Consider the following 21,329-nt stretch of genomic DNA (forward strand, 5'->3'; position numbering starts at 1 on the left):
GAAAGACGGCTTCGGGTCGATCAGCGACATTCGAAACGCCGCTTCTGGACGACCTGTCCCGCCTCTGCTGGCAGGTACCTGCCCAGCTGTGACCAGTATCACCGAATGCGGGGCAGGCTACCTATATCGCAAGATTGTCGGTCACGAACCACGTCTCATCCGTGCTCGCGCCGGACAGCCAATTCACGTCAAGCCACCTTCTAAAGCCCGACGCCATACAAGGGTTGCGGATGCCTACTTGCCGCCGATGCCGACCTTGCCGCGCCCGACCTTTCGATGAGGCACACAGGGGCGCAGCCTCTTCCTTGAGCTAGCCGTCAATGTGACGTGCTCCGCAGGGTAGCGGGTCGTCCTGTTCAGCGCGGCCTGATAAGCGGAATGGCCCGGATCGATGCGCTTGAGAGCTGACATCACTGACTCCTCCTCAGAGGATTCTAGTCCGAAACGGCACGGCGGTTATGTCGCCTTCCTGAACATGCTGTAGTCGAAGTCCGCGACCCGGCGCTCGGCGAACCCGGGCGTGCCCTTGACGATTGCCATGCGCTCGTTCCGGTGTGTGCCCACAGGTAATTATTCGAGCGCGCGGCGCACACGCGCGGGATTCTAACCTTCAATCCAATCGGGACTCGTGCGTCCCTTCCCGGGTGGGGCGGGACACGGCATGCCGTCGGGGCGACAAAAACCGAATCTCGACGGGCACCCCAAGCAACGCATCCTTTCGGCCATCGATCACGACATCGCGAGCCTGCTGGAACAGTTGGCTGATGCCGAACCGGCTCCGGCACCCCGGCCGCGCATGAAGGGGCGGCTTCATAATTCCTTCCGACAATAAAGCACGCTAAGCGGTGGACGCAGGTTGCCGGCTGCGCATTCGTGTCCGCCTCTTGTCGGCCGGCCATGAGCGGTCACTGACCCTGCGAGAACTGTTACCCGAAGCGGTCGCTCATGAGCCTACAATAGGAACGCATCATCGCGGCCGCAGGCACCGAATTGCACTGCGGAGAACCAATGGGGGACGGCGATGTTCAAATTCATCGATGGGTTACCGCAAGATGTGCTCGCGATCGAAGCCACGGGCAAGGTTACGCACGACGACTACAAAAGTACACTCATACCCAAGGCTGAGGCGATGATGGGCAAGGGGCCGATCAAGATGCTCTATGTCGTCGGGAAAGAGTTCACGGGATTTGAGGTTGGAGCGCTTTGGGATGACGGCGCGTTCGGGCTGAGGCACTGGCACGATTTCAGCCACATCGCAGTGGTTACGGATCTCGCATGGCTACGGGTTATGGTTGGTATGCTAAAACCCTTTTTTCATGGCGATGTCCGCTTGTTCTCGCTTGCTGAATTACCTACCGCGAGACGCTGGATCACGGACTCCTAGCGAGTTAGTCGATGAATAACATCCGCTGCTAAAAATCTGAAATCCATCTGCGCTACAAGGCGTTTCTACGGAAGATGAATTTGCCGGAACAACCTCATTGCACCATTTTCGATTCCCTATTGCTGTCAGTCACGAGTGTCTCAAGCGGTCGGCCTCGGCCTTTCGCGCGAGACGCAGCTCGCGAATTCAGGCCCGTGGCGTCATCTGGCAGAGGTCGGCCAGTTAAAGACCTTCGACGTCTCGGCCAAAATTGACGACAATGTTCCCAAGGAAAGATTGCGGGTCGTGCTCCGTCGTCGGAGACGCCGCTGAATCTAAAAGGAAAACATGAGACGACTGTTCCTCGCTGGGCTCGCAGCCACCTCTTTCGTGACTTGCGTTCATGCGCAAAGCAACGCGTCTGGCCCGCTCGTCACGCCCTCGGGTAACTTGCAATTCGTGCGCGTCGACGGCGATTTCGTGGGGATGCTCGACAAGGAAATTTTCCATCGCTTTAGCGCGAGCATGCTCACGCATTTCGACGACGTAGGCAATGCAAATGACAGCGTCACGCGCACGCTCGTGCAGACTGATTCCGGCCCGGTGCTGTACGACTTTCGCCACCATCCGCCGCTTGTGCAACGCTCGGGTAAGCGCATGACGGTCAAGCGCGTGTTCTGGCAAGGCGATGAAGTCGTGATGCAAAGCTCGCAAGGCTGGTTCCAGTTCAAACGCGGCGTGCTGACGAAGCTGCAGTCGTCTACGACGACGTACCATTGATTACGCGCACACCCCCCAACACGCGAGCCAGCGATGACATACGTCGCCTCGCCGCGCACGTCGTTGCCATTTTCCAAGTTGCCTTAACCTCTTGCGGGTCGAGCTCAGCGCGTCGTCGTGGGACAGGTTTCGGCCAATCGACCCCGAAGGCTAAGTCGTTGAAAATCTGTCCGGCGGTGGGCTGGGGGCTAACGATTTGCGGTGCACGGTTGGCGGACTTCGAACGCTTGATGCACGTCTTCCGGTCACCCCATTATTCGAAGAGTTCCGCCGGTTTCTCAGTCATCCGGGTTGCAACCATATTGAGATTTCACGCATGCCGATGAAACCTTCAAACAAAACCACGTCCTCGAAAAGACGACGTATTTTGCAATCTGCGGTCGGAATCACATTTTTGCATAGTGCCCGGAAACAGATGCTCGCTTCGGCGCAAGCGGCGGTATCCGGAGCGTTCACTCGCGTGCGTCCGGGCGATCCAGGCTGGCCGTCCGAGGCGCATTGGAACGAACTCAGCCAGCAGGTCGGCAATGCACTGGTGAAAGTGCAATCGCCCCTGGTGGCTTGCCTGAACGCGCCCGATAGTGACGACTGCAGGCAACTATTCAGGGAGCTCAAGAACCCCTATTTTCTCGGCGACGAGGTGGGTCTAACGCAAACCCTCGGCTGGGTTGACGCGTGGACATCGACACCCAGCGTCTACGCGGTGGCTGCCCGCAACACGGATGACGTCGTCGTCGCCGTTAACTTCGCACGTCGGAACAATCTCCGCCTCGTGGTGAAGGGCGGCGGCCACAGCTATCAAGGCACATCGAATGCGCCGGACTCTCTGCTGGTCTGGACGCGAAAAATGAACAACATCACCGTGCAGGACGCGTTTGTCGGCACAGGATGCGAGGGACATGCGGCACCGGTGAGGGCGGTCACGGCCGGTGCCGGCGCGCTCTGGGCGCACGTCTACGATGCGGTCACTACCAAGGCGGGCGGTTACGTGCAAGGTGGCGGCTGCATGACGGTCGGCGTGGCTGGCCTGATCCAAAGCGGCGGGTTCGGCAGCTTTTCCAAGGCCTACGGACTGGCCGCGGGAAGCCTGCTCGAAGCGGAAGTTGTGACGGCAGATGGCGCGGTCCGGATCGCCAATGCCTGCACGAATCCCGATCTATTCTGGGCGCTGAAAGGCGGCGGCGGGAGCCTGGGCGTGGTCACCCGGCTGACGCTGCGGGTTCACGAATTGCCCGAGACTTTCGGCGCGGTGAACATGACGATCAAGGCGACATCGACATCTGCGTTTCGCCGGCTGATTGGCGTGATCATCGACTTCTATAATCAGAACCTGATGAACCCGCACTGGGGCGAACAGATCAGATTTCGCCGCGACAACGTCCTCACTATCTCGATGGTGTTCCAGGGGCTCAGTCGCAGTGAAGCGCAAGCGATCTGGCAGCCGTTCATGGATACGCTTGCCGCGTTCCCGGACGATTTCAAGGTCGAGTTCTCGCCACTGAAGATTGTCGCCATCTCGGCCCGCAGTTTCTGGGCTCCAACCCTGTTCAAGAAGCTCCTCGGCTTCATCAGCACCGACGACCGGCCGGGCGCACCCGACGAGAATATCTTTTGGTCGGGTAATCGCGGAGAGGCGGGACAAGTGCTACACGGCTACGAGTCCGCGTGGCTCCCCGCGGCCTTGCTGCAAGATGACCGGCGTCAAACCCTGGCCGACACGCTGTTTGCGGCGACCCGTCAATGGAGCGTGTCGCTGCACGTCAACAAGGGCTTGGCGGGTGCACCGGCGGAGGCTGTCGCTGCCGCGAGAAACACCGCCACGAACCCGGCCGCGCTGGACGCCTTCGCGTTGCTTATCGCCGGGGCGGAGGGGCCGCCCGCGTATCCGGGCATTCAGGGCCACGAGCCCGACACCGCGCTGGCGCGCCGGGACCGGCAGGCCATCGGACGTGCAATGGCCGAGGTGCGCAAGCTGGTTCCAGACGCCGGTTCCTACGTGGCGGAAAGCAATTTTTTCGACGCGGACTGGCAGCGGTCCTTCTGGGGCTCAAATTACAGCAGGCTGCTCGCCATTAAGGATCAGTATGATCCCGATGGTTTGTTCTTCGTTCATCACGGCGTAGGGAGCGAACGCTGGAGCGCCGACGGTTTCACGAAAATCGTCTGAACGACTCGACCTTCGAACTCGCACATATGGTTCAGCGGAAATCACATTTCGAAATCTCGTATTGAGGCTTCCCAGCACCATTCGGTCATGACAGGCCGCTAACGTGAATGTTGAAAGGCTATATCCGGTCGACTCCCGCCGACCGCATCGGGCAGGACCCGGCCATTAGGAGTCGATCAAAGCGATAGAGTGAGCGACCGATAATCGCGCTGCTGCGGACATTGAAATCACGCGAAGTCAATGACGATGGTGGCGATGCTTGTGTGTTACGGGTTCACGCTTATGTGGGGGTATGTGGTTCCTGCCCGTCCCACGGGAAGTCATGAACGTGCTGATGGTGCTCGTCATGGCGACCTCGGTGGTTTGGTTCCGGTGTCTCGTGCGTGTGAGCGTGCTCGTGGCGCTCCCGCAAATGTAGCCAGGTCGCTCCGAACACCGCTTCCACGTCGCGGCCGCGTTGCGGGACTGCTACTCAGGTGAGCTTTTTACCCCAGGGCGCCGACCGCCTATGTATTGTTCACGACATCGCGAGTGTCGCTCGGCCCGGATCAGGCGACAGGCAAGATTGTCGATCGCACCGTGGAGTTTGGCCAGTCTTCAGCGGTTGCGCTTTTTCGTGAAGCAGTGTATCAGGCGCTGGGCGATCTGCTGCCTGCTTCATATTGAACGTATAGGGGCGTTCGGGCCGAGTAATATTGGCTGCGTGTTCGAACCCTGCTCGCGCCTCGCATCCCCGCAACTAAAAAGTGATCGCGCCCGAATCTTCGATTCAGGAGATCGTCTACCTGATCTGCGGGCCACCCTTATATCACGTTTTGGCCAGTTCCAGTATCCGGTCGCGATTACGATCGAACGCCGCGAGCAGGTCGGTTTCCTCGCTACGGATTCCGGGGTTGAGCTTCGTCAGCATTTGACCATCGACGAGAAACGCGATCTCGCGAGAATTGTCGTAGCCCCAGAAACATACACGATGCCTGGGAGGTGTCGTAAGAGCGACTGGGATTTGGGAAGCTGAGCACGATCTTGCTTTTTGCCATCTAATCTCTCGAAGAGACGTAGCGCCACTTCGCGGCGTTGATATCGATGCGAGCATCATCGTCGAGCCGCTTCTGGGCGCGGTCGGACTCCGCCTGCCGCAAGGCTTCGACGCGAGCTTTCTGGGTCGCCACATAGTCTTCCGGTCTGCCCGACATGATCGGGCTCATTGGGGTTCGCTTCAGCATCTGAACGCCTGCAAAAAGAGCGTGCAACTTCAAGGCAGTGGCCTGAGGCCAGAAAGCACGCTTGAGCACGGCGACGCGCCACATCAAGGTCGCAATGCTCATTCGCGTGCGAGATTCAACGCGTATTCCCGCCGGTACTGGCGAGCCGGACACGAGTGGCGAGTCGATGAAAGCCGCTTGCGCACTCAAGTTGGCTATCCGAGAGTGCGCCGCATGGCGCGACAAAGCAAGAACAATCGGCAAACCGGCGGCTGGGTGCATGAAGAGAGCACGCACTATCAGTAAACTTGTGCACTTACCCCTTAAGGTGTGTGATCGGGTCTTTTAAATAGATCGCGACAGTAATTAAAAATGCGCCCAGAATGAGTCGCAGAGCGGACCCTTCCGTGGGCACCTAAATGGGGAGCGCAATGGCAAAAGGTCAACTGCGTAGTAATCGCGAGGCAAAGAAGCCTAAACAACCTAAAAAGTTACCATCTCCCGGAGCAGGTCTGTTCAAGACGTCTACCCCGAAGACTCCTGTGTCGAGCGGCGTGACGAAGAAGTAACCGACACGCGCATGTGACGCGCCGTCGTTTCACTTTGCTTGTGCGCACTTTCGACGAAGGTGTAGCAGCGGCCCGGTAGAAAGAGCGTCATTGCAATTCGGGCTGCACCTTGTTGCCTCTCATTGCTGATCGTTTTCAGCGCGTGTCTGAGTCGTGACCGATTGCCGCCCCGGTTCGTGCTGTCGCGGTGGGCTTTCCTTTTGGGGGCGAAATGGTGAGCAAGTTTGTTCGCGGCGAAACGCAATGAGCGCGCCGCAACGTCTAACCGTGCGGCACCAGAGCGTCTACCACTACTGGGAGCCAGTGCGCTTCGGCGAGCATCGCATGATGTTCCGCCCGCGTGCGAGTCATGATCTGCGGCTTCTCACCGCGCAGTTGCTGATCACGCCCACACCTGAACGGCTGTATTGGTTGCACGATGTCTTCGACAACTCGGTCGCAGTCGCCACGTTTTCGGTCGAAGCATCCGAGCTGCTCTTCAGAAGCGAGGTGACGCTCGAACATTACGAGGCGCCGCTGCCTGACTATTCGCTGGAAGCCTATGCGTCGACCTGGCCCTTCGCGTATACGAGCGAGGAAGCCTCTGATCTGGTGAACGCGCGAAGCCGACAGTTTCCGAACGACGATGTCGACCTGTGGGCGCGACGCTTTATCGACCCCGGCGGCACGACGGGCACGATGACGTTGTTGCGCAGCATGACGCTCGAGATCAAGAACAACTTCATGTACGTGCGGCGCGTCGAGAAGGGCGTCAATCGTCCTGCCGACACGCTACGCCTGCGCAGCGGCAGTTGCCGCGATTTCGCGGTGCTGATGATGGATGCCGTCCGCTCGCTTGGCCTCGCGGCCCGGTTTGTCAGCGGCTATATCTTCGTGCCGGACCACGACACCACCCTGGGCGGCGGCGCGACCCACGCATGGCTGCAGATCTATCTTCCCGGTGCAGGCTGGGTCGATTTCGATCCGACCAACAGCATCGTCGGCAACCGGCATCTGATTCGTGTGGCGGTAGCGTGGAATTACGATCAGGCGCTGCCGCTCTGGGGCACATGGCACGGCGCGATGCATTCGTTCCGCAGTCTTGAGGTCGACGTGAGCGTGACCGAAGACGCCTGAGCGCTCAGCGCGTTACGACTTTATCAATGGAAGGATGGTCAGATGAAACTTCGCGTGGGCTATGAACTGATCTACGAGTGCGCGCAGCCGACACCAATGATGTTGATGTTGAACACGCATTTTTCCCGCGTGCAGGATGTCCTGTCTGCCGATCTGCTGGTGGTCGATCCGCCGGTGGCGATCACCCAGTATCGCGATAGCTTCGGCAATCTGTGCAGCCGCATCGTCGCGCCGCAGGGGCTGATTTCGGTCTCCACCACCGCGCTGCTCAACGTCTCCGATCAACCCGAGACGCGCGAGCCGTTCGACTATCAGCATGCCGTCGAAACGCTTCCGGATGAATGTCTGGTGTTCCTGCTCGGCAGCCGCTATTGCGAAACCGATCTGCTGTCCGACATTGCCTGGAAACTGTTTTCCAATACGCCTCCGGGCCGCCACCGGGTGCAGGCGATTTGCGACTACGTGCATCGCCATGTCACGTTCGGATACGAATTTGCACGGCCGACCAAGACCGCGTTTCAGGCGTGGCAGGAACGCAAGGGCGTGTGTCGCGACTTCGCTCATCTGGCCGTGGCGCTATGCCGCGCGATGAATATTCCGGCTCGCTACTGCACGGGCTACATCAGTGACGTCGGTGTGCCGCCGCCGTGGAGCACGATGGATTTCGCGGCATGGTTCGAAGCCTATGTGGGCGGCTCCTGGCGGACCTTCGATCCGCGCAACAACGTGCCGCGTATCGGTCGTGTGCTGATGGCGTGCGGCCGCGATGCCGCCGACGTTGCGATCAGCAACACATTCGGTCCGACGAAGCTCATCAAATTCGACGTCCACTGCGCGCCTGAATGATGACGAGTGGTCATTCGTTGGTGGTGTCGTAGGGGACGGGTTTGGGTCGGGATGCATCAGATGCATCAGGCAGCGGTCGGCCAACTGCGGTCTTTGCATGAGGACACCGGTGGGTCAGCTAGCGGGCCTACACCGGCCGCTCGCGCCAGGTGAAAGCCCAATCAACCATCGACGGTCCGCTGCATTCACGCCGCGGCCGGCCGCTATTCTTTTCATGCGTGTAGTGAGTTCGATAGTCGCTCTTCCACACTTGCAACGCAGCTCAGCGCCGCCGGTATCACCGGATTTGCTGACGCGTCGTTGTAAAACAGCTGAACAGTCTCGAGGAAACGCGCGCCCGGCAGCGGAAGGATGGACAGTGCGGCGCGATTCGCGCCACGCCGCGCGACGGTGAGCGGCATCAGGGCGAGGAACGGATAACTCGCCAGCATCGCTTCGTTGGCCTGTAGGGAAATCGACTGCACGCAACCGTCGGGGAATGTCAGTCCTGACCCTCGCAACCAGCTTTCCAGTGCAAGAAAGGTCGGCGCCTCCCGCGGCGGCAGTATCCAGGGCAGGCCGGCCAGGTCCGACGCGCTGACGGTGCGCCGGGCGGCAAGCGGATGATCACGTCCACAGACGACGACAATCGGATCCTCAACGATAGCTCGCGACTCGAATTCGGACGCATGGGTCTGCGGTGGCGCGGTCCGGCTCAGGACAAAGTCAAGCGCCCCGGTGGCAAGCATTGGGAAAAGTCTGTCGCTGGTGGCTTCATAGAAGGATACGTTGACGTGCGGCGCGCGCTTCTTCAGTTCCAGGACGAGTTCGGGCGCAAAAACGGGCATGACCGTCGCCACCGCGCCGACCGAGATCTTTCCGGAAAGGCCGCTCGTCAGCGCGTCGACTTCGTAGCGAGCCTGTTCGAGCTGATGAAACACCTCTCTTGCGCGCTTCATTAACGTCTCGCCGACGGCAGTGAAATAGAGCCGGTTTCCGGTGCGCCTCAGTACAGGTACGCCCAGCCCGGCCTCCAGTTCAGCGAGCTGCTTGGACACGGCAGGCTGTGTGACGTTGAGCTTTTCCGCCACGAGTCGGATCTGCCCGAGGCTGTCGAACAGCGTCAGAAGACGCAGATGACTGAGTTTCAGCCCGGCCTGAAAGAAACGTTCGATCGGATCCATGCTCTACCTCAGCGAATAACCAATAGTTATTCGCCTGGCAAAAAATGTCAATTGCTTCTCATGCGTCCCGATACCAATATGGCTTCAGGAGACGCGGCGCATCGCAACTGCAGCGAAAGACAGACTTATGAAACCCAGCAACGTCCTCTTCATCCTGTCCGACGAACATCAGCACAACCTGATGGGTTGTGCGGGCCATCCGTTCATCCAGACGCCCAATCTCGATGCGCTCGCGCAGCGCGGCACGCGCTTTTGCAACGCCTACACGCCGTCACCCATCTGCGTGCCGGCGCGCGCGAGTCTCGCCACCGGCCGTTATGTGCACGACATCCATTGCTGGGACAACGCGATCGCGTATGACGGCGCGTATCCTGGGTGGGCTCAATATCTGTCCGAAAGCGGCCTGCTCACCGAGTCGATCGGCAAGCTGCATTACAAATCGGAGTCTTCACCCGTCGGCTTCCGGCGCCAGCATCACCCCGTTCACATTCTTGATGGCATCGGTCAGGTTTGGGGATCGGTGCGCAATCCCCTGCCCAGAACGATGGGACGCTCGCCGCTGTATGACAAGATCGGCCCAGGCACGTCCGACTACAACCGTTTCGATGCGCGCGTCGCCGACACGGCCGTCGACTGGCTGACCGACCATGCCGGCGACGCTAAGCCGTGGGTTCTCTTTGTCGGGCTGGTCGCGCCGCATTTCCCATTGATCGTGCCTCAGCAATACCTCGATCTGTACGATCCGGCTACGATCGAACTTCCGCCCCTCCAGCCATCGACGGGCTATGTACGCCATCCATGGGTCGAGCGGCAGGCCTTGCACATGGATCACGACGCCGCGATCGGCACCGACGAGCGCCGCCGGCTCGCTATCGCGTGCTATTTCGGGCTCGTGTCGTTCCTGGATGCGCAGGTCGGCAAAGTACTTTCCGCGCTAGGCGAAAACGGTCTCGACGACAGCACGACGGTCATCTATAGCAGCGATCACGGCGACAACCTGGGCAAGCGGGGCATGTGGAACAAATGTCTGATGTACCGCGAATCGACCGGTGTGCCGATGATCATCTCAGGGCCCGACATTCCCGCGGGGAAGGTCAGCGAAACCCCGGTGTCGCTGGTCGACATCCAGAATACGATTCTCGGGCAAACGGGCTGCAGTCCGGAGATGTTGTCCGGTCCCGGTCAATCGCTCGCGGAACTGGCGAACGCGCCCGATCTGCATGAGCATCTCGCCTTTAGCGAGTACCACGCAGTCGGTTCGGAGAGTGCGGCCTATATGCTTGCGAGCGCCGACTACAAATACCACCACTACGTTGGCCTGCCGCCCGAACTGTTCGACTTGCGACGCGATCCCGACGAACTGAACGACGTCGCAGGACTGCCGGAATATGCAGCCGTGCTGTCGTTATTCGAAGAGCGGCTACGTAACCTGGTCGACCCCGAAGCCGTCGATGCGGCAGCGAAGCTCGATCAGGACAGGCTCATCGAGGCATTCGGTGGACGCGATGCAGCGCTGAAGACGGGGACACCAGCAGCCACGCCGGTGCCGGTCGAATGACGCCCGAGCGGTAAAAAGACAGCATAAAAATCATTGATGGAGACAACTGATGGCCTCAGCCGACATGACTGCGGTGACGCAAGGACCCGCGCTCAGACAGAAGTGGAAGACGGTGATTCTGGCGAGTCTTGGCGGCTCGCTGGAGATCTACGATTTCATCATCTACGGCGTGTTCGCGCGTGAGATTGCACGGCAGTTCTTCCCGGGCGCGGACCCGATCGCCTCGTTGATCAGCACATTCAGCGTGTTTGCGATTGGCTACGTGTCGAGGCCGCTGGGCGGAATCGTGCTGAGCAGCCTTGGCGACCGCTTTGGCCGACGGGTCATCTTTCTTGTTTCGGTCCTCGCGATGTCCGCGTCGACGATCGGGATCGGATTGATACCGGGGTACGCGAGTATTGGTGTGCTGGCACCCGCGCTGCTGATCCTGCTCCGTCTTGCGCAGGGGTTCTTCCTTGCGGGCGAATTGCCGTGCTCGATTACCTATGTTGTCGAAGAGATACCGGCTCGCGCGAGTCTGGTGAGTGGCCTCGTCATCTTTTGTCTGAATTCCGGAGTGCTGACGGCAACGCTGATCAGTCTCGTACTGCGTTCGACGTTAAGCGCGTCGGACGTCGTGACTTACGGATGGCGCATGGCATTTATCTTCGGTGGCGTGATCGGACTTGTGTCTTACTGGTTACGCACGTCGCTCGAAGAATCCAGTGAATTTCAGCGCCTCAAGAGCCACAAGGTCAAACGGCCGTTCAGAAAAGTGCTGACCGATTACCCGAAGCAGATCGTAATCGGCGTGGGCGTGGCTGGCATCGTGAACGCATCGAACAGTCTCCTTTTCGTGGTGCTGCCGTCGTACATGACGACTGTGCTGCACTATTCGTCGAGTCTGGCGAGCGCGGGCCAGAACGTCGGTATTGCGACAATGTCGGCATCGCTGCTGCTGTTCGCGTGGCTTGGGGACCACATGCCAGCCCGTCACTGGCACCGCATCGGTTCACTCATCATGCTGTTGGGCAGCTATCCGTTCTATCGACTTGTCGCCGCACACGGGCTGGATCCGCTTGTCGCGTTCGCCATCATTGGCCTTGTCGGCGGATTCGTGAACGGCGCTTACGCATTCCTTCTCGCGGATCTGTTTCCAACGAATGTCCGCTTTAGCGGCATCGCACTCTCGCTCAATCTCGCGACGGTGGTCTTCACAGGCATCACGCCGCTTCTCGTCACGCAACTATTGCATCGTACGGGTTCGTCTGCCGCACCCGGGATCTTCCTGACTGGCGTCGCGCTCATTGCGCTGATTGCCCGCACTGGGCTTCGGCGATTCAGCGGACAGGTCAACCGGACAGGCGCGCAGGAATAAAGAGAACATGAAAGATCAATCAGACAACTTCGCGGCTCTGCATCGCGCACTCGTTGGTCAACTCGGCGACGACCGCGTGTCCGTCGACCCGACCGCGTTCGATGCGCACGCCGGTGACTGGAGCGACGCAACCCGGGTCCGGCCAACGATGATCGTGCTGCCGCGCACGCCGGACGAAGTCGCACGCGCACTGGGCGCCCTCGCCGGATTCCAGCAAAGAGTTGTCGTTCAGGGCGGGCTCACTGGACTGGCGGGCGGCGCGACGCCGCAGGCGGGAGAAGTGGCGTTGTCGCTGTCGAAGATGAACGCGATCGAAGCGTTCGACCGTATCGGTGGGACGATTACGGTCCAGGCGGGACTGGCGCTGGAGCAGCTACAGGCTTACGTTGAATCGGAGGGCTGGTTTTTTCCGCTCGATCTCGGAGCACGGGGCACATGCCAACTCGGCGGCAACGCCGCGACGAATGCAGGCGGCAATAGGGTGGTCCGCTTCGGAACCATGCGGGACCTGATTCTCGGCATGGAAGTCGCGTTGCCCGACGGTACGGTGTTGTCGATGATGAACAAGGTCACGAAGAACACAACGGGTATCGACCTGAAGCAGCTGTTCATCGGTTCGGAAGGCGTGCTGGGTGTGATCACCCGTCTCGTTCTCAAGCTCGAACCGAAGCCCACGGCCGCCAATACCGCGTTGTGTGCGCTGGGTTCCTTCGACGCCGCAACGCGGCTGCTCAAGGACATGCGGGCAACGCTACCGGGTCTTTCGTCGTTCGAGGTCATGTGGGATGACTTCATGCGTGCGGCGATGGACATAGCCAGTCTGAAGGCTCCGTTCGCGCAGCCCTATCCGGTCTATGTGCTCGTCGAGACGCTGGGCGTATCGGAGGAGGATGATCGGCGCGCGCTGGAACGGTTGCTCGAAAGCGCACTTGAGCAGGAGGTCGTGCAGGACGCAATCGTTGCGCAGTCGATCGATCATTCGCGCCAGTTGTGGGCTTACCGTGAGACAGTGGGTGAGCTGCTGTCGAAGCTCAAACCGCACGCCGCATTCGACGTCGGTGTACCGATGGACCAGATGGACCGATTCGTCAAGAGCGTACGCATATCGCTTGACGAGCAGTTTCCTGATCAGACGCATCTGTTCTTCGGCCATCTGGGCGATGGAAATCTTCATGTGCTTTCGGGGCCGTACGCGAGTGCTGAAGCGCTTCATCGCGTCGAAGAAGTGGCTTACACGGCGGTCGACACGGCAGGGGGCTGCATCTCGGCGGAGCATGGCATCGGGGTCATCAAGCAGCCATTCCTGCGTTTGAGTCGCTCAGACGCCGAGCTGAAACTGATGAAACAGCTCAAGGCGCTTCTCGATCCTGCTGGCATCCTCAATGCTAACCGCGTTGTTGCGTAGCGCGGTCGTACCGGAGATTGCCTCGAAGCTGGCCTGGAGAACGGACAAGTCGTTGTAAGCTACAACGTCCGCTTGCAGATGGCGGATTCAACCGGTCGATGCAATAGTTCGATGGAACCGTTCAGCCGGCGTTCGATCTCCAGCGTCTCTTGCGGGTCGAGACGACTCATTCGTTAGTAGCGGGAGCTGACATTCGCCGGCACCCTTTTGCGAGTGTCAGCAATGCGACGGGCAGCAGCCGCACGCCATCCCATTGGCGATCGTCGGCTTTGGCCGAATTTTTGTCATTGACCGGGAGTACCGGGTGACTGCCGGACTCTGATGCCCGGCGTCTGACCTCTCGCGTCGCGAGGGGCGGCAGTGGGTCCGGCGCCCGCCTGATCAGTCCGGAGATGACGCCAATACCTGCGTCGCCCCCGCGTTCCGACGCCCGGCAAACAAAAAGGCCCGCGCGCGGCGGGCCGGAATCCATGTGGAGACACGGAGGAGACGGCTTAAGTATAAACCCTGACTCAATTCTATGCACGCCCGGGGCGCCCCGACCGCGCCACGCACCCGGCCGGCGGCGTCGCGGCCGGTTGGGGCCTTGCGGGGCGGCGCAACGAAAGCGGGGACCGGGAGCCTCGACCGCGGCGGGTCCGGCGAGGGTGGCGGGCTGGCCGCGATAACCGGCGTTATCGCCGCGGACCGGCCACCGCGGTAATTGATCGCCCATCGCGGAAAATGTCACCCACGATGCGCGCGGCCGGCTCCTCGCAACCGGCCTGGCCCGGCCTGCGTGGACACCATCGGACGAAACGGAACAGCCTGCTGGCTGTTGCCCGGGGTGAGTCATTTCATGTGTCGGGACGGGCGTGCGGAGCGGGGTTTCCCGCTCCTTTGCCCCGTACGCCAGTCTGGCCGGGACGCTCGCCCGGCATGACCGGCGACCATCGCCCGTCAGGGGCGAGGTGATGTTTTCCTGTCCGCGCAGGCATACGGCACCCCCAATGGCTTCGGGGTCATCCGTTCGTGCGCCCTGTTCCGGATCCCGCGCTCAGACCGCGTAACCGTATATCGCCCTTGTAGCAGTAATTGCGAGGGCGATCCGCGAGCAGTCGCTGTCCTGTCGGTCAGACGAGGTACGCGTGCGGCCGCCAGGCGCTGACGCGCATGGCTCAACCGGTAGCGCCCGGCCAGGCCGTTCGCCTCGCAGCGGCGAGTATTCGTTCCGCGATCTAAAGCAATACTTAACGAACACCCGACCATTGCAAAAAAACGCGAAATCTTTTCGGCGCCCTGCTGGGGCCGCTTTTCGTTATCCATTCCGTATATATGTGTTCCGACCTGGATGCGAAGCGCGCGGCGGTGCAAAGGGCCGCGTTGATAACGCGCTTGTTAACGCGCCTTAAAACAGGCTCTGAAATTTTATTTAGTGTTGAAAATTCAACGGCTTAGTTCGCCGCGAACGATCGATGCAGTTTCCGAAAACCGAGGCGTTGTGTTTCGTTGGTACTGATGCCTGTCATCGAACTGCTACGTTCGGGTGGGCCGCCGCCTGAACCGGGCTTGAATTGACCGCATACGTGAATACACTCCGTCTCACGGATCGCAGGCTCACCGGGAGGGGGTTGCAGATGGACAGGCAAAATAACGGGGATGGCGTTGCGAAGGCGGCGCGGGCGCGTCCGCGGGAATTGACGCGGCAAACGCCGCCATCTGGTTCGCCGTGGCTGCGGGTCCTGCCTCGGAAAAGGGGGCTGGCGATAGACCACACCGAGCCGGTGTCTGGACACAGATGGTGGTGTGTCGCTCCGGGCGGAGCGACGCAGGAAGCGTGCGGATCAGTTGCGTGTGGTGTGCCGGTTGCTGGCTGCGCTGGCCAGGCCTGGACAATGCGCTTCGCGTCTGGCGCGCTCATCATTGGCCGGCGTATACGGATGTTGACGATGGTCGTCGTCTCGGATCCCGTGTGCGCGCGCATCCGGGATATGTCTGTCGGCCTCGATGATGTACGCCAATGAAGCGGGGTGGCGCACCGACTGCAACCAGGTATGTCCGCAGTGCGTTGAAACAGCTGTCGCTCGACTCATTGCGGCATCGAATCGACCGGAACCGGCCAGCCACTACCTTACGGGGTGGCGTACTGGGCGCAGTGGGAGCTCAATGCATCTGACGCTGCCAGGCGTACAACGGGGGTAACCGGACGCACGCATCAACCTCGCGCGCGCTTGGCGCCGCGTGGTGAGTCGGGTTAGACCGAGGAATCTGCCGAAGCCGTTGCACCTGCCTGTTTTGCCAGGTTTCTGCGGGAGACGAGGAAGAAGAAATGGGAATGCGCATTCGTCAATGAACTGTTAAGGAAGGTCTGCAAAAGTCCTGGCATTGCGTTGCTGCTGAGCTATCCTGGAAACAGAGCGAATTAGTTGAGGAGCAGTGTGATGACGCAACTTGGTCTTGGTCTGGATCTGTCAACGAAGCGCACGCGCAAACGGGAATTTCTCGATGAGATGCGACGTGTTGTGCCCTGGTTGAAGCTGATTGCGCTGATTGAGCCGCACTATCCCACGGGCAAAACCGGTCGGCCGCCGTTCCCGATTGCAACGATGTTGCAGATTCATTTCATGCAGCAATGGTTCGGTCTGTCAGACCCTGCCATGGAAGAGGCACTCTATGACGTTCCGCTGTATCGCGAGTTCGCGGGTCTCGACGGCGGGATGGTTCGCTTGCCGGATGAAAGCACGATTCTCCGGTTCCGCCATCTGCTGGAAACGCACGGACTGGCGGTGCAAATGCTGGCGCTGGTCAATGAAATCCTGACGGAGAAAGGCCTGATGCTCAAGGCTGGATCGGCAGTCGACGCCACTCTGATTGCCGCGCCCAGTTCGACAAAGAATGGCTCCGGCACGCGTGATCCGGAAATGCAATCAACGCAGAAAGGTGGCAACTGGTACTTCGGGATGAAGATGCATATCGGCGTGGACGCCGACTCGGGCCTGGTCCATACGGTCCTCGGAACGGCGGCCAATGTTCACGACATCAACGTAGCCCCGGCATTGCTGCATGGTAAAGAAACGGATGTGTACGCGGACGCCGGATATCAGGGTATCGAAAAGCGTTGTGAGGCTGACGCGGTTCGTTGGCATGTTGCAATGCGACCGGCAAGCGCAGGAAACTGGATCTGAGTGATTCGGTGGACGCGATATACGATCAGATCGAACGCCTGAAGGCGGGTATTCGAGCCAAGGTCGAACACCCGTTTCGCATCCTCAAGCGGCAGTTCGGTTACATGAAGACCCGCTATCGTGGTTTGATGAAGAACACCGCCCAGATCACTACGCTGTTTGCTTTGGGCAATTTATGGATGGCGCGTAGAGCTTTGCGCAAAGCTTGAAACACCGAGCCGATAAAGTCCGTATGTCTGGTTGAAGCGCTCCGGCGCGCGAAAAAAGCCCCGGCGATTGACTCGCCAGCAAAGATCTGAACGCAGAGGCCGCGCTGGATGTGAAAGATAACGCACGCAAAGAGGGTTGTGCAGACCTTCCTTAACGGGATATTAATTCGTGGTCCTGACTGTATCGTAACCTTTCTCCGAATCGTCGTCCGTTTGTGACAGCAAGATCGAATCCGGCATCGCCGTGTTCAGGGACGAGCGTGCCTGTGATCTGTTCAAGTCCGCCGCAAGCCGGCGATGTGGGGAGCCTTGAGGCGACACAGCTCTCACCAGATGGGGGGCGCGCTACGCCAACACCTGGCGTAACGAAGCAAAGGACGGAGCTCGTGAACGAGATCCGAGATGGTAAGCCCCTGGAGCCAGAACCTCGCGTTCGCACGAGGCGAATGGGGTGAGAACGCACAGGTCCATTGGCAGTTGTTGTCTGTTGTTTCAGCGATGGATTTCGCTTTGGTCTTCCGTATCGCCACGGCGTCACGCTGGTCTGACGATCAGTTGCGAGACAGAATATCAGGAGCCCACTGTAATGCTACGGGACTTTGAGTTTGAATCCTACCTGGCGAGCAGATCGTTGAGCAGCGAGGCGAGCCTGCTGATGCGAAGGATGCGTGAACGAGGGGCCGCGATGGAGGTGGCTCCGCGTGGCCCGGGCAGTTCCATTGTGCGCATCCCTTCGCGCAAGATGCGATGCGCCATTTCGGCTAGAAGCCGAACCCTGCATGGCAGCGCAGTAATGTGGCATGAATTCGACAAGGCGGTTTTGGAATTCTACCCGAGTCCACACACGTTTACGGTCGATACACACGACGAAGCGGGGCGGGTGCTGAATCGGATCCAGCACACCGTTGACTATATGGTTATCCAAGCCGATCCGCTTCTGGAAGACTGGCGGGAGGAAAGCCAACTCCTGACGCTGGAGCGAAAGGACCGCGAGCGGTATGTGAAGGTAGGCCGTTATTTCCGCGATGAAAATGGATGCTGGCACGATCGCGAACTGGAACTGCTTTGCACCGGACTCGGAATGCGTCACGTATTGAGAACGGGCCGTGACATTCCACGACAGTTCCTTGAGAACATGCGTTACCTCGACCCGTACCTTGATGAGCGCACGCCGCTGCTTGCGTCCGATACGCAGCAGAGATTTCACAACATCCTTTTTGAAGGGCCCGTTGCTTACCGCTCCCTACTGGACGAGCACAAACTATCGGCAGACGTGATTATGTCGGCGATAGCACAAGAGGTCGTCTACGTCGATCTGTTCGCGACGCGACTCGGGGACATTGATCAACTCTATCTCTTCCGTGACGAGGAAACGGAAAAGGCGTTCCGGCTGCTGTGGGACGCCGCAGATCATGCCAATACTGCACCGCTGCCCTTGCCCGGGATGGGGATTCTCAAGCCCGGGTGCCGGCTACGATACGGGGAAAGGGATTGGGAAGTGCTCTTGTCGACAACGGGGAAGCATGCCGAGTACCTGTTCTTCAGCGCCGACGGGCATCAAATGTCACTACCGGCAGATGAGGCGGAGTCCCTTTATGCGGATCAGGCCTCCCCGGAGGAACGGTCTGCACTAGTCGAAAAGACGCACGCTAGGCGGATCAGTGACATGAGCCGAACGCAGGTTGCCAAAGCGACGAAAAAGCTCAATGCGGTACTGTCCGGAGCGCGAGTGGATTCGGCGTCGACCACCGGTCGTGCAATCCGTGTTGTCAGGAACGCTGCAACGCTACTCGATGCGTTCGTTGCTCTCGGCGGGCGTGATTCGGACAAGGGCAGTCGTGTCCCAAGGCTCTCACCTGAAACTGAACAACCTGCGAAGCATGAGATAGAAACATTTTACAACGGGCCGGACGCGCCAAGTGCTAGCAAGACTTACAGGCGCTACACCGTCAAGTGTGACGAGCAGGGCGTCGTTCCGATGTCGTTCCCGACTTTTCTAGCGCGCGTTCAGCGGTACGGCAAGCCGCGGATTCGGGGAGGCGCGCGCGCGGGGTACGACGCCGCGGACATTCCGTTCTACCTCGATATCCGTGAGCCGATACATGGTCTTTTCCCGTACGAGGTGCTTTATATCGACCATACGCTGGTCAATATCTTTGTTGACGGTCCGAACCATGAAGACTGGGGCAAGCCGTGGCTAACCCTCGGCCGCGATGGACACGTCCCCCGCGTGCTAGCCATGTACCTTGACATGAGGGCTCCATCACAGTCGGCGGCGCTGATGATCTTGCGCGATTACGTGCGCCGCTGGAAGCGGCTGCCCCGGCTGATCATTGTGGATGGTGGGCGCGAGTTTCGGGTTGATGCGTTCGCTCTCTTTTGCAGTACGTTTGGCATTAAGGTCCGCTACCGTGCAACCAACAAGCCGCGGGGCGGTGCTCCCATCGAGAGCCTCATTGGTGTCACCGAAGATGAGCTTATCAGCGGCCTCGAGGGGAATTCGATTCAGCTCAAGCTGCCGCGGCAGATTTCACCAAAGGAACTCCCCAATGAGCGCCGGAGGTGGAGGTTTGAAAGCCTCTACCAGGCTTTTGAAAACTACCTGTTTGAAGCCCGTCCCAATGTTGTGCATGCGCGTCTGGGCGTGACTCCTCTCGAGTACGAAAACATCCGTTTTCAGGAGACTGGGAAACAGGAACACTTGACGATCAGTTTCGACGAGAACCTGTTGTTGATGACCAGCCGGTTTCCGCCACGCCGTTGGCACAAAGTTCAACCGCATAAGGGAGTCTGGTTGACCGGGGACTATTACTGGCATTCGGACATGTCCAGCCTCGGAGGGCGCATTCTTGAGGTTCGCGTCGAGGACTGGTGCGCTAATGTCATCTACGTCAACACGGGAAAGGAATGGCTCACGGCGATCAAGCGAGTGGTCGAACCATACCTCGGGCGGCAGCGTTACGAGGTTGAACAAGCGCTGCGTGCAAAGAACCGCTTCAACCAGTTGGCTGCGCAGCGTGGAAAGCGCACGATCGAGCACGCACGTCGTATGGTTGCGTCCTCAGATCGACTGCTCTTCGATGAAAAGATAGCGCAGCAACGCCAAATTATCGGCGCGTGTTACGGTGCGTTGAACATGACGATGGCCCGGCCAGTTCCCCCCGAACTCGCCGTGGCCCCGTCAGCAGCAAACGTCCTGCGATCCTCTATTCTTCCCGCGCCGCCAACTGACACCTTTGAAGAGGCCAAACCGCCTGAACTGGCCGACAAGCAGTCGGACGATACTTGGAGTGAACCCGATGGACGCACAGGATTTCTCTAGGCTTGCGCGCGAGATCTCGCCCGAAGACCGACTTCGATATGCGCGTCTCAGCCGCGAACAGGCTTATGCATTGAGTCCGGAAGAGAAGCTAAGGTTTTTCTTTTCAATTCATGTCAAGCACGCCAAACTGATGACCGTCAAAAAGAAAATAGACCGGTGTCTGCGCAAATTCAGTGAAGAGCGGATCATCACTCTGATCGGTCCCACTGGCGCGGGGAAGTCCGCGTTCGCCGAGTATTTCCTGGGCGCTGAATTAGCATCAGAAGATACCGGGAAAGTACCGTTCATCCTGATCAAGGTGCCAGCACTTGGTCGACGCACGATCCCCTGGAGCGGATTCTATCGCGCCATTTTGCATGGAGGCCACGAACCGCTCATCGACAGCAAGCGGGCGTCGCTTATTCAGGACGGGAGATTGCAGACCGTCCTGGCGTCACAAAAGGCCTCGCTGGAGTCATTGTACGGTGCTGTGGTGAGCATGTTGCGCAATCGTGGAACAGTACTCCTTGCATTGGATGAGGCATTTCATCTTTTACGGTCTGGAGATCCTGTTGTAGTGATGGATGCAATCAAGAGTATGGCTGATGCGGCATCATAGTGCCAACTTTTGCTGATAGGTGGCTATGACCTTCTGCAATTGGTTACCTCTTACGGACAGGTCGGACGCCGGGGAGGACTTGTCTATTTTGACCGGTACCGGGCAAAGGTTGTTGATAGCAGCGGAGCATTGATTCGGAATGAAAAGGATATCGAGGATTTTGGGGAGGGAATACGGAAGCTTCAAGCTCGCTGGCCGCTCGCGTCGCATCCGGATTTCTATGCGGCAAGAGAGCTGTTACTGGAGGCGACAATTGGAATATTCGGTTTACTAAAGGAATTCATGGTGAATGTTCTCGAGATGCATTTGGAAAATGGCGGTAAATGGAACAAGACGTTTATTAGGAATTGCTTGAAAGACGCGCATGCAATCAAGACTATCAGAAAGGAAGTGGAGGAAGGCGAGGAAAAATTGGTTGAAATGGGGTACGGCCATGTTGCCTTGTCGGAAGAAAACGTTAGCAAACTGGCTGAGCAGATGAGTTCGTCTACGCCAGTCGAGTAATAGGTG

The 21,329-nt window shown here is 59.2% G+C and carries 16 protein-coding genes and 2 pseudogenes; 13 read left to right on the top strand and 5 right to left on the bottom strand.

Annotation, left to right across the window (positions count from 1 at the left end):
- Positions 1 to 234: 234 nt before the first annotated feature.
- A complete protein-coding gene (locus OKW35_RS22730) occupies positions 235 to 411 on the bottom strand; it encodes a hypothetical protein (RefSeq protein WP_167368717.1) in 177 nt (58 codons plus the stop codon).
- A 610-nt stretch (positions 412 to 1,021) separates the two neighbouring features.
- On the opposite strand from OKW35_RS22730, the gene OKW35_RS22735 reads away from it, so the two are divergent.
- The 3 genes from OKW35_RS22735 to OKW35_RS22745 all read left to right on the top strand — a co-directional run bounded on the left by OKW35_RS22735 (position 1,022) and on the right by OKW35_RS22745 (position 4,310).
- Positions 1,022 to 1,384: an STAS/SEC14 domain-containing protein gene (locus OKW35_RS22735; RefSeq protein ID WP_429553194.1), complete on the top strand. Its 363-nt coding sequence runs from the start codon at positions 1,022 to 1,024 to the stop codon at positions 1,382 to 1,384.
- Positions 1,385 to 1,711: 327 nt separating this feature from the next.
- On the top strand, positions 1,712 to 2,143 hold the full coding sequence (locus OKW35_RS22740) for a hypothetical protein (RefSeq protein ID WP_429553195.1): 432 nt from the start codon (positions 1,712 to 1,714) through the stop codon (positions 2,141 to 2,143).
- A gap of 316 nt (positions 2,144 to 2,459) precedes the next feature.
- Positions 2,460 to 4,310: an FAD-binding protein gene (locus OKW35_RS22745; RefSeq protein ID WP_429553196.1), complete on the top strand. Its 1,851-nt coding sequence runs from the start codon at positions 2,460 to 2,462 to the stop codon at positions 4,308 to 4,310.
- Positions 4,311 to 4,547: 237 nt separating this feature from the next.
- Here OKW35_RS22745 and OKW35_RS22750 read toward each other — a convergent pair.
- Positions 4,548 to 4,731, bottom strand: a pseudogene (locus OKW35_RS22750) (EamA family transporter); the annotation flags it as partial.
- Positions 4,732 to 4,841: 110 nt separating this feature from the next.
- Between OKW35_RS22750 and OKW35_RS22755 the strand changes: the two are divergent.
- Positions 4,842 to 4,976: a hypothetical protein gene (locus tag OKW35_RS22755; protein ID WP_260335711.1), complete on the top strand. Its 135-nt coding sequence runs from the start codon at positions 4,842 to 4,844 to the stop codon at positions 4,974 to 4,976.
- A 142-nt stretch (positions 4,977 to 5,118) separates the two neighbouring features.
- On the opposite strand, the pseudogene OKW35_RS22760 reads toward OKW35_RS22755, so the two are convergent.
- Together OKW35_RS22760 and OKW35_RS22765 are read right to left on the bottom strand one after the other, a co-directional pair.
- A pseudogene (locus tag OKW35_RS22760) lies at positions 5,119 to 5,347 on the bottom strand (DUF1488 domain-containing protein).
- On the bottom strand, positions 5,348 to 5,635 hold the full coding sequence (locus tag OKW35_RS22765) for a hypothetical protein (protein WP_429402678.1): 288 nt from the start codon (positions 5,633 to 5,635) through the stop codon (positions 5,348 to 5,350).
- A gap of 689 nt (positions 5,636 to 6,324) precedes the next feature.
- Between OKW35_RS22765 and OKW35_RS22770 the strand changes: the two genes are divergently transcribed.
- Both OKW35_RS22770 and OKW35_RS22775 read left to right on the top strand, forming a co-directional pair.
- Entirely contained in the window at positions 6,325 to 7,197 is an 873-nt protein-coding gene (locus OKW35_RS22770) for a transglutaminase family protein (RefSeq protein WP_429553197.1), read from the top strand.
- A gap of 42 nt (positions 7,198 to 7,239) precedes the next feature.
- Positions 7,240 to 8,043 carry a transglutaminase-like domain-containing protein gene (locus tag OKW35_RS22775; RefSeq protein ID WP_429553198.1) on the top strand — a complete coding sequence of 268 codons (804 nt, stop codon included), beginning with the start codon at positions 7,240 to 7,242 and terminating at the stop codon, positions 8,041 to 8,043.
- 212 nt (positions 8,044 to 8,255) lie between these two features.
- On the opposite strand, the gene OKW35_RS22780 is transcribed toward OKW35_RS22775, so the two are convergent.
- Positions 8,256 to 9,206 carry a LysR family transcriptional regulator gene (locus OKW35_RS22780; protein ID WP_429402676.1) on the bottom strand — a complete coding sequence of 317 codons (951 nt, stop codon included), beginning with the start codon at positions 9,204 to 9,206 and terminating at the stop codon, positions 8,256 to 8,258.
- A gap of 127 nt (positions 9,207 to 9,333) precedes the next feature.
- On the opposite strand from OKW35_RS22780, the gene OKW35_RS22785 reads away from it, so the two are divergent.
- The 7 genes from OKW35_RS22785 to OKW35_RS22815 all read left to right on the top strand — a co-directional run bounded on the left by OKW35_RS22785 (position 9,334) and on the right by OKW35_RS22815 (position 21,323).
- Positions 9,334 to 10,764 (top strand): sulfatase-like hydrolase/transferase, encoded by a 1,431-nt coding sequence (locus OKW35_RS22785; protein WP_429553199.1) that lies wholly within the window; start codon positions 9,334 to 9,336, stop codon positions 10,762 to 10,764.
- Between the two features lie 49 nt (positions 10,765 to 10,813).
- Positions 10,814 to 12,121 carry an MFS transporter gene (locus tag OKW35_RS22790; RefSeq protein WP_429402674.1) on the top strand — a complete coding sequence of 436 codons (1,308 nt, stop codon included), beginning with the start codon at positions 10,814 to 10,816 and terminating at the stop codon, positions 12,119 to 12,121.
- A 7-nt stretch (positions 12,122 to 12,128) separates the two neighbouring features.
- Positions 12,129 to 13,526: an FAD-binding oxidoreductase gene (locus OKW35_RS22795; RefSeq protein WP_429553200.1), complete on the top strand. Its 1,398-nt coding sequence runs from the start codon at positions 12,129 to 12,131 to the stop codon at positions 13,524 to 13,526.
- A gap of 2,420 nt (positions 13,527 to 15,946) precedes the next feature.
- Positions 15,947 to 16,899, top strand: a protein-coding gene (locus OKW35_RS22800) for an IS5 family transposase (protein ID WP_429553201.1) whose coding sequence is annotated in 2 segments (ribosomal slippage) — positions 15,947 to 16,667 and positions 16,667 to 16,899 — 954 coding nt in all. Because the reading frame shifts where the segments join, the coding sequence is not laid out codon by codon here.
- Between the two features lie 586 nt (positions 16,900 to 17,485).
- The gene (locus tag OKW35_RS22805; RefSeq protein ID WP_429553202.1) at positions 17,486 to 20,221 is read left to right on the top strand and encodes an integrase catalytic domain-containing protein; all 2,736 of its coding nucleotides are present in this window, start codon (positions 17,486 to 17,488) and stop codon (positions 20,219 to 20,221) included.
- Positions 20,199 to 20,819 carry an AAA family ATPase gene (locus tag OKW35_RS22810; protein ID WP_429553203.1) on the top strand — a complete coding sequence of 207 codons (621 nt, stop codon included), beginning with the start codon at positions 20,199 to 20,201 and terminating at the stop codon, positions 20,817 to 20,819. Before OKW35_RS22805 ends, OKW35_RS22810 begins: the two co-directional genes overlap by 23 nt.
- A gap of 9 nt (positions 20,820 to 20,828) precedes the next feature.
- Positions 20,829 to 21,323, top strand: a complete 495-nt coding sequence (locus OKW35_RS22815; protein ID WP_429553204.1) for a hypothetical protein — start codon at positions 20,829 to 20,831, stop codon at positions 21,321 to 21,323.
- Positions 21,324 to 21,329 lie beyond the last annotated feature (6 nt).

The organism is Paraburkholderia sp. MM5477-R1, assembly GCF_050436385.1.
Lineage (GTDB): Bacteria > Pseudomonadota > Gammaproteobacteria > Burkholderiales > Burkholderiaceae > Paraburkholderia > Paraburkholderia tuberum.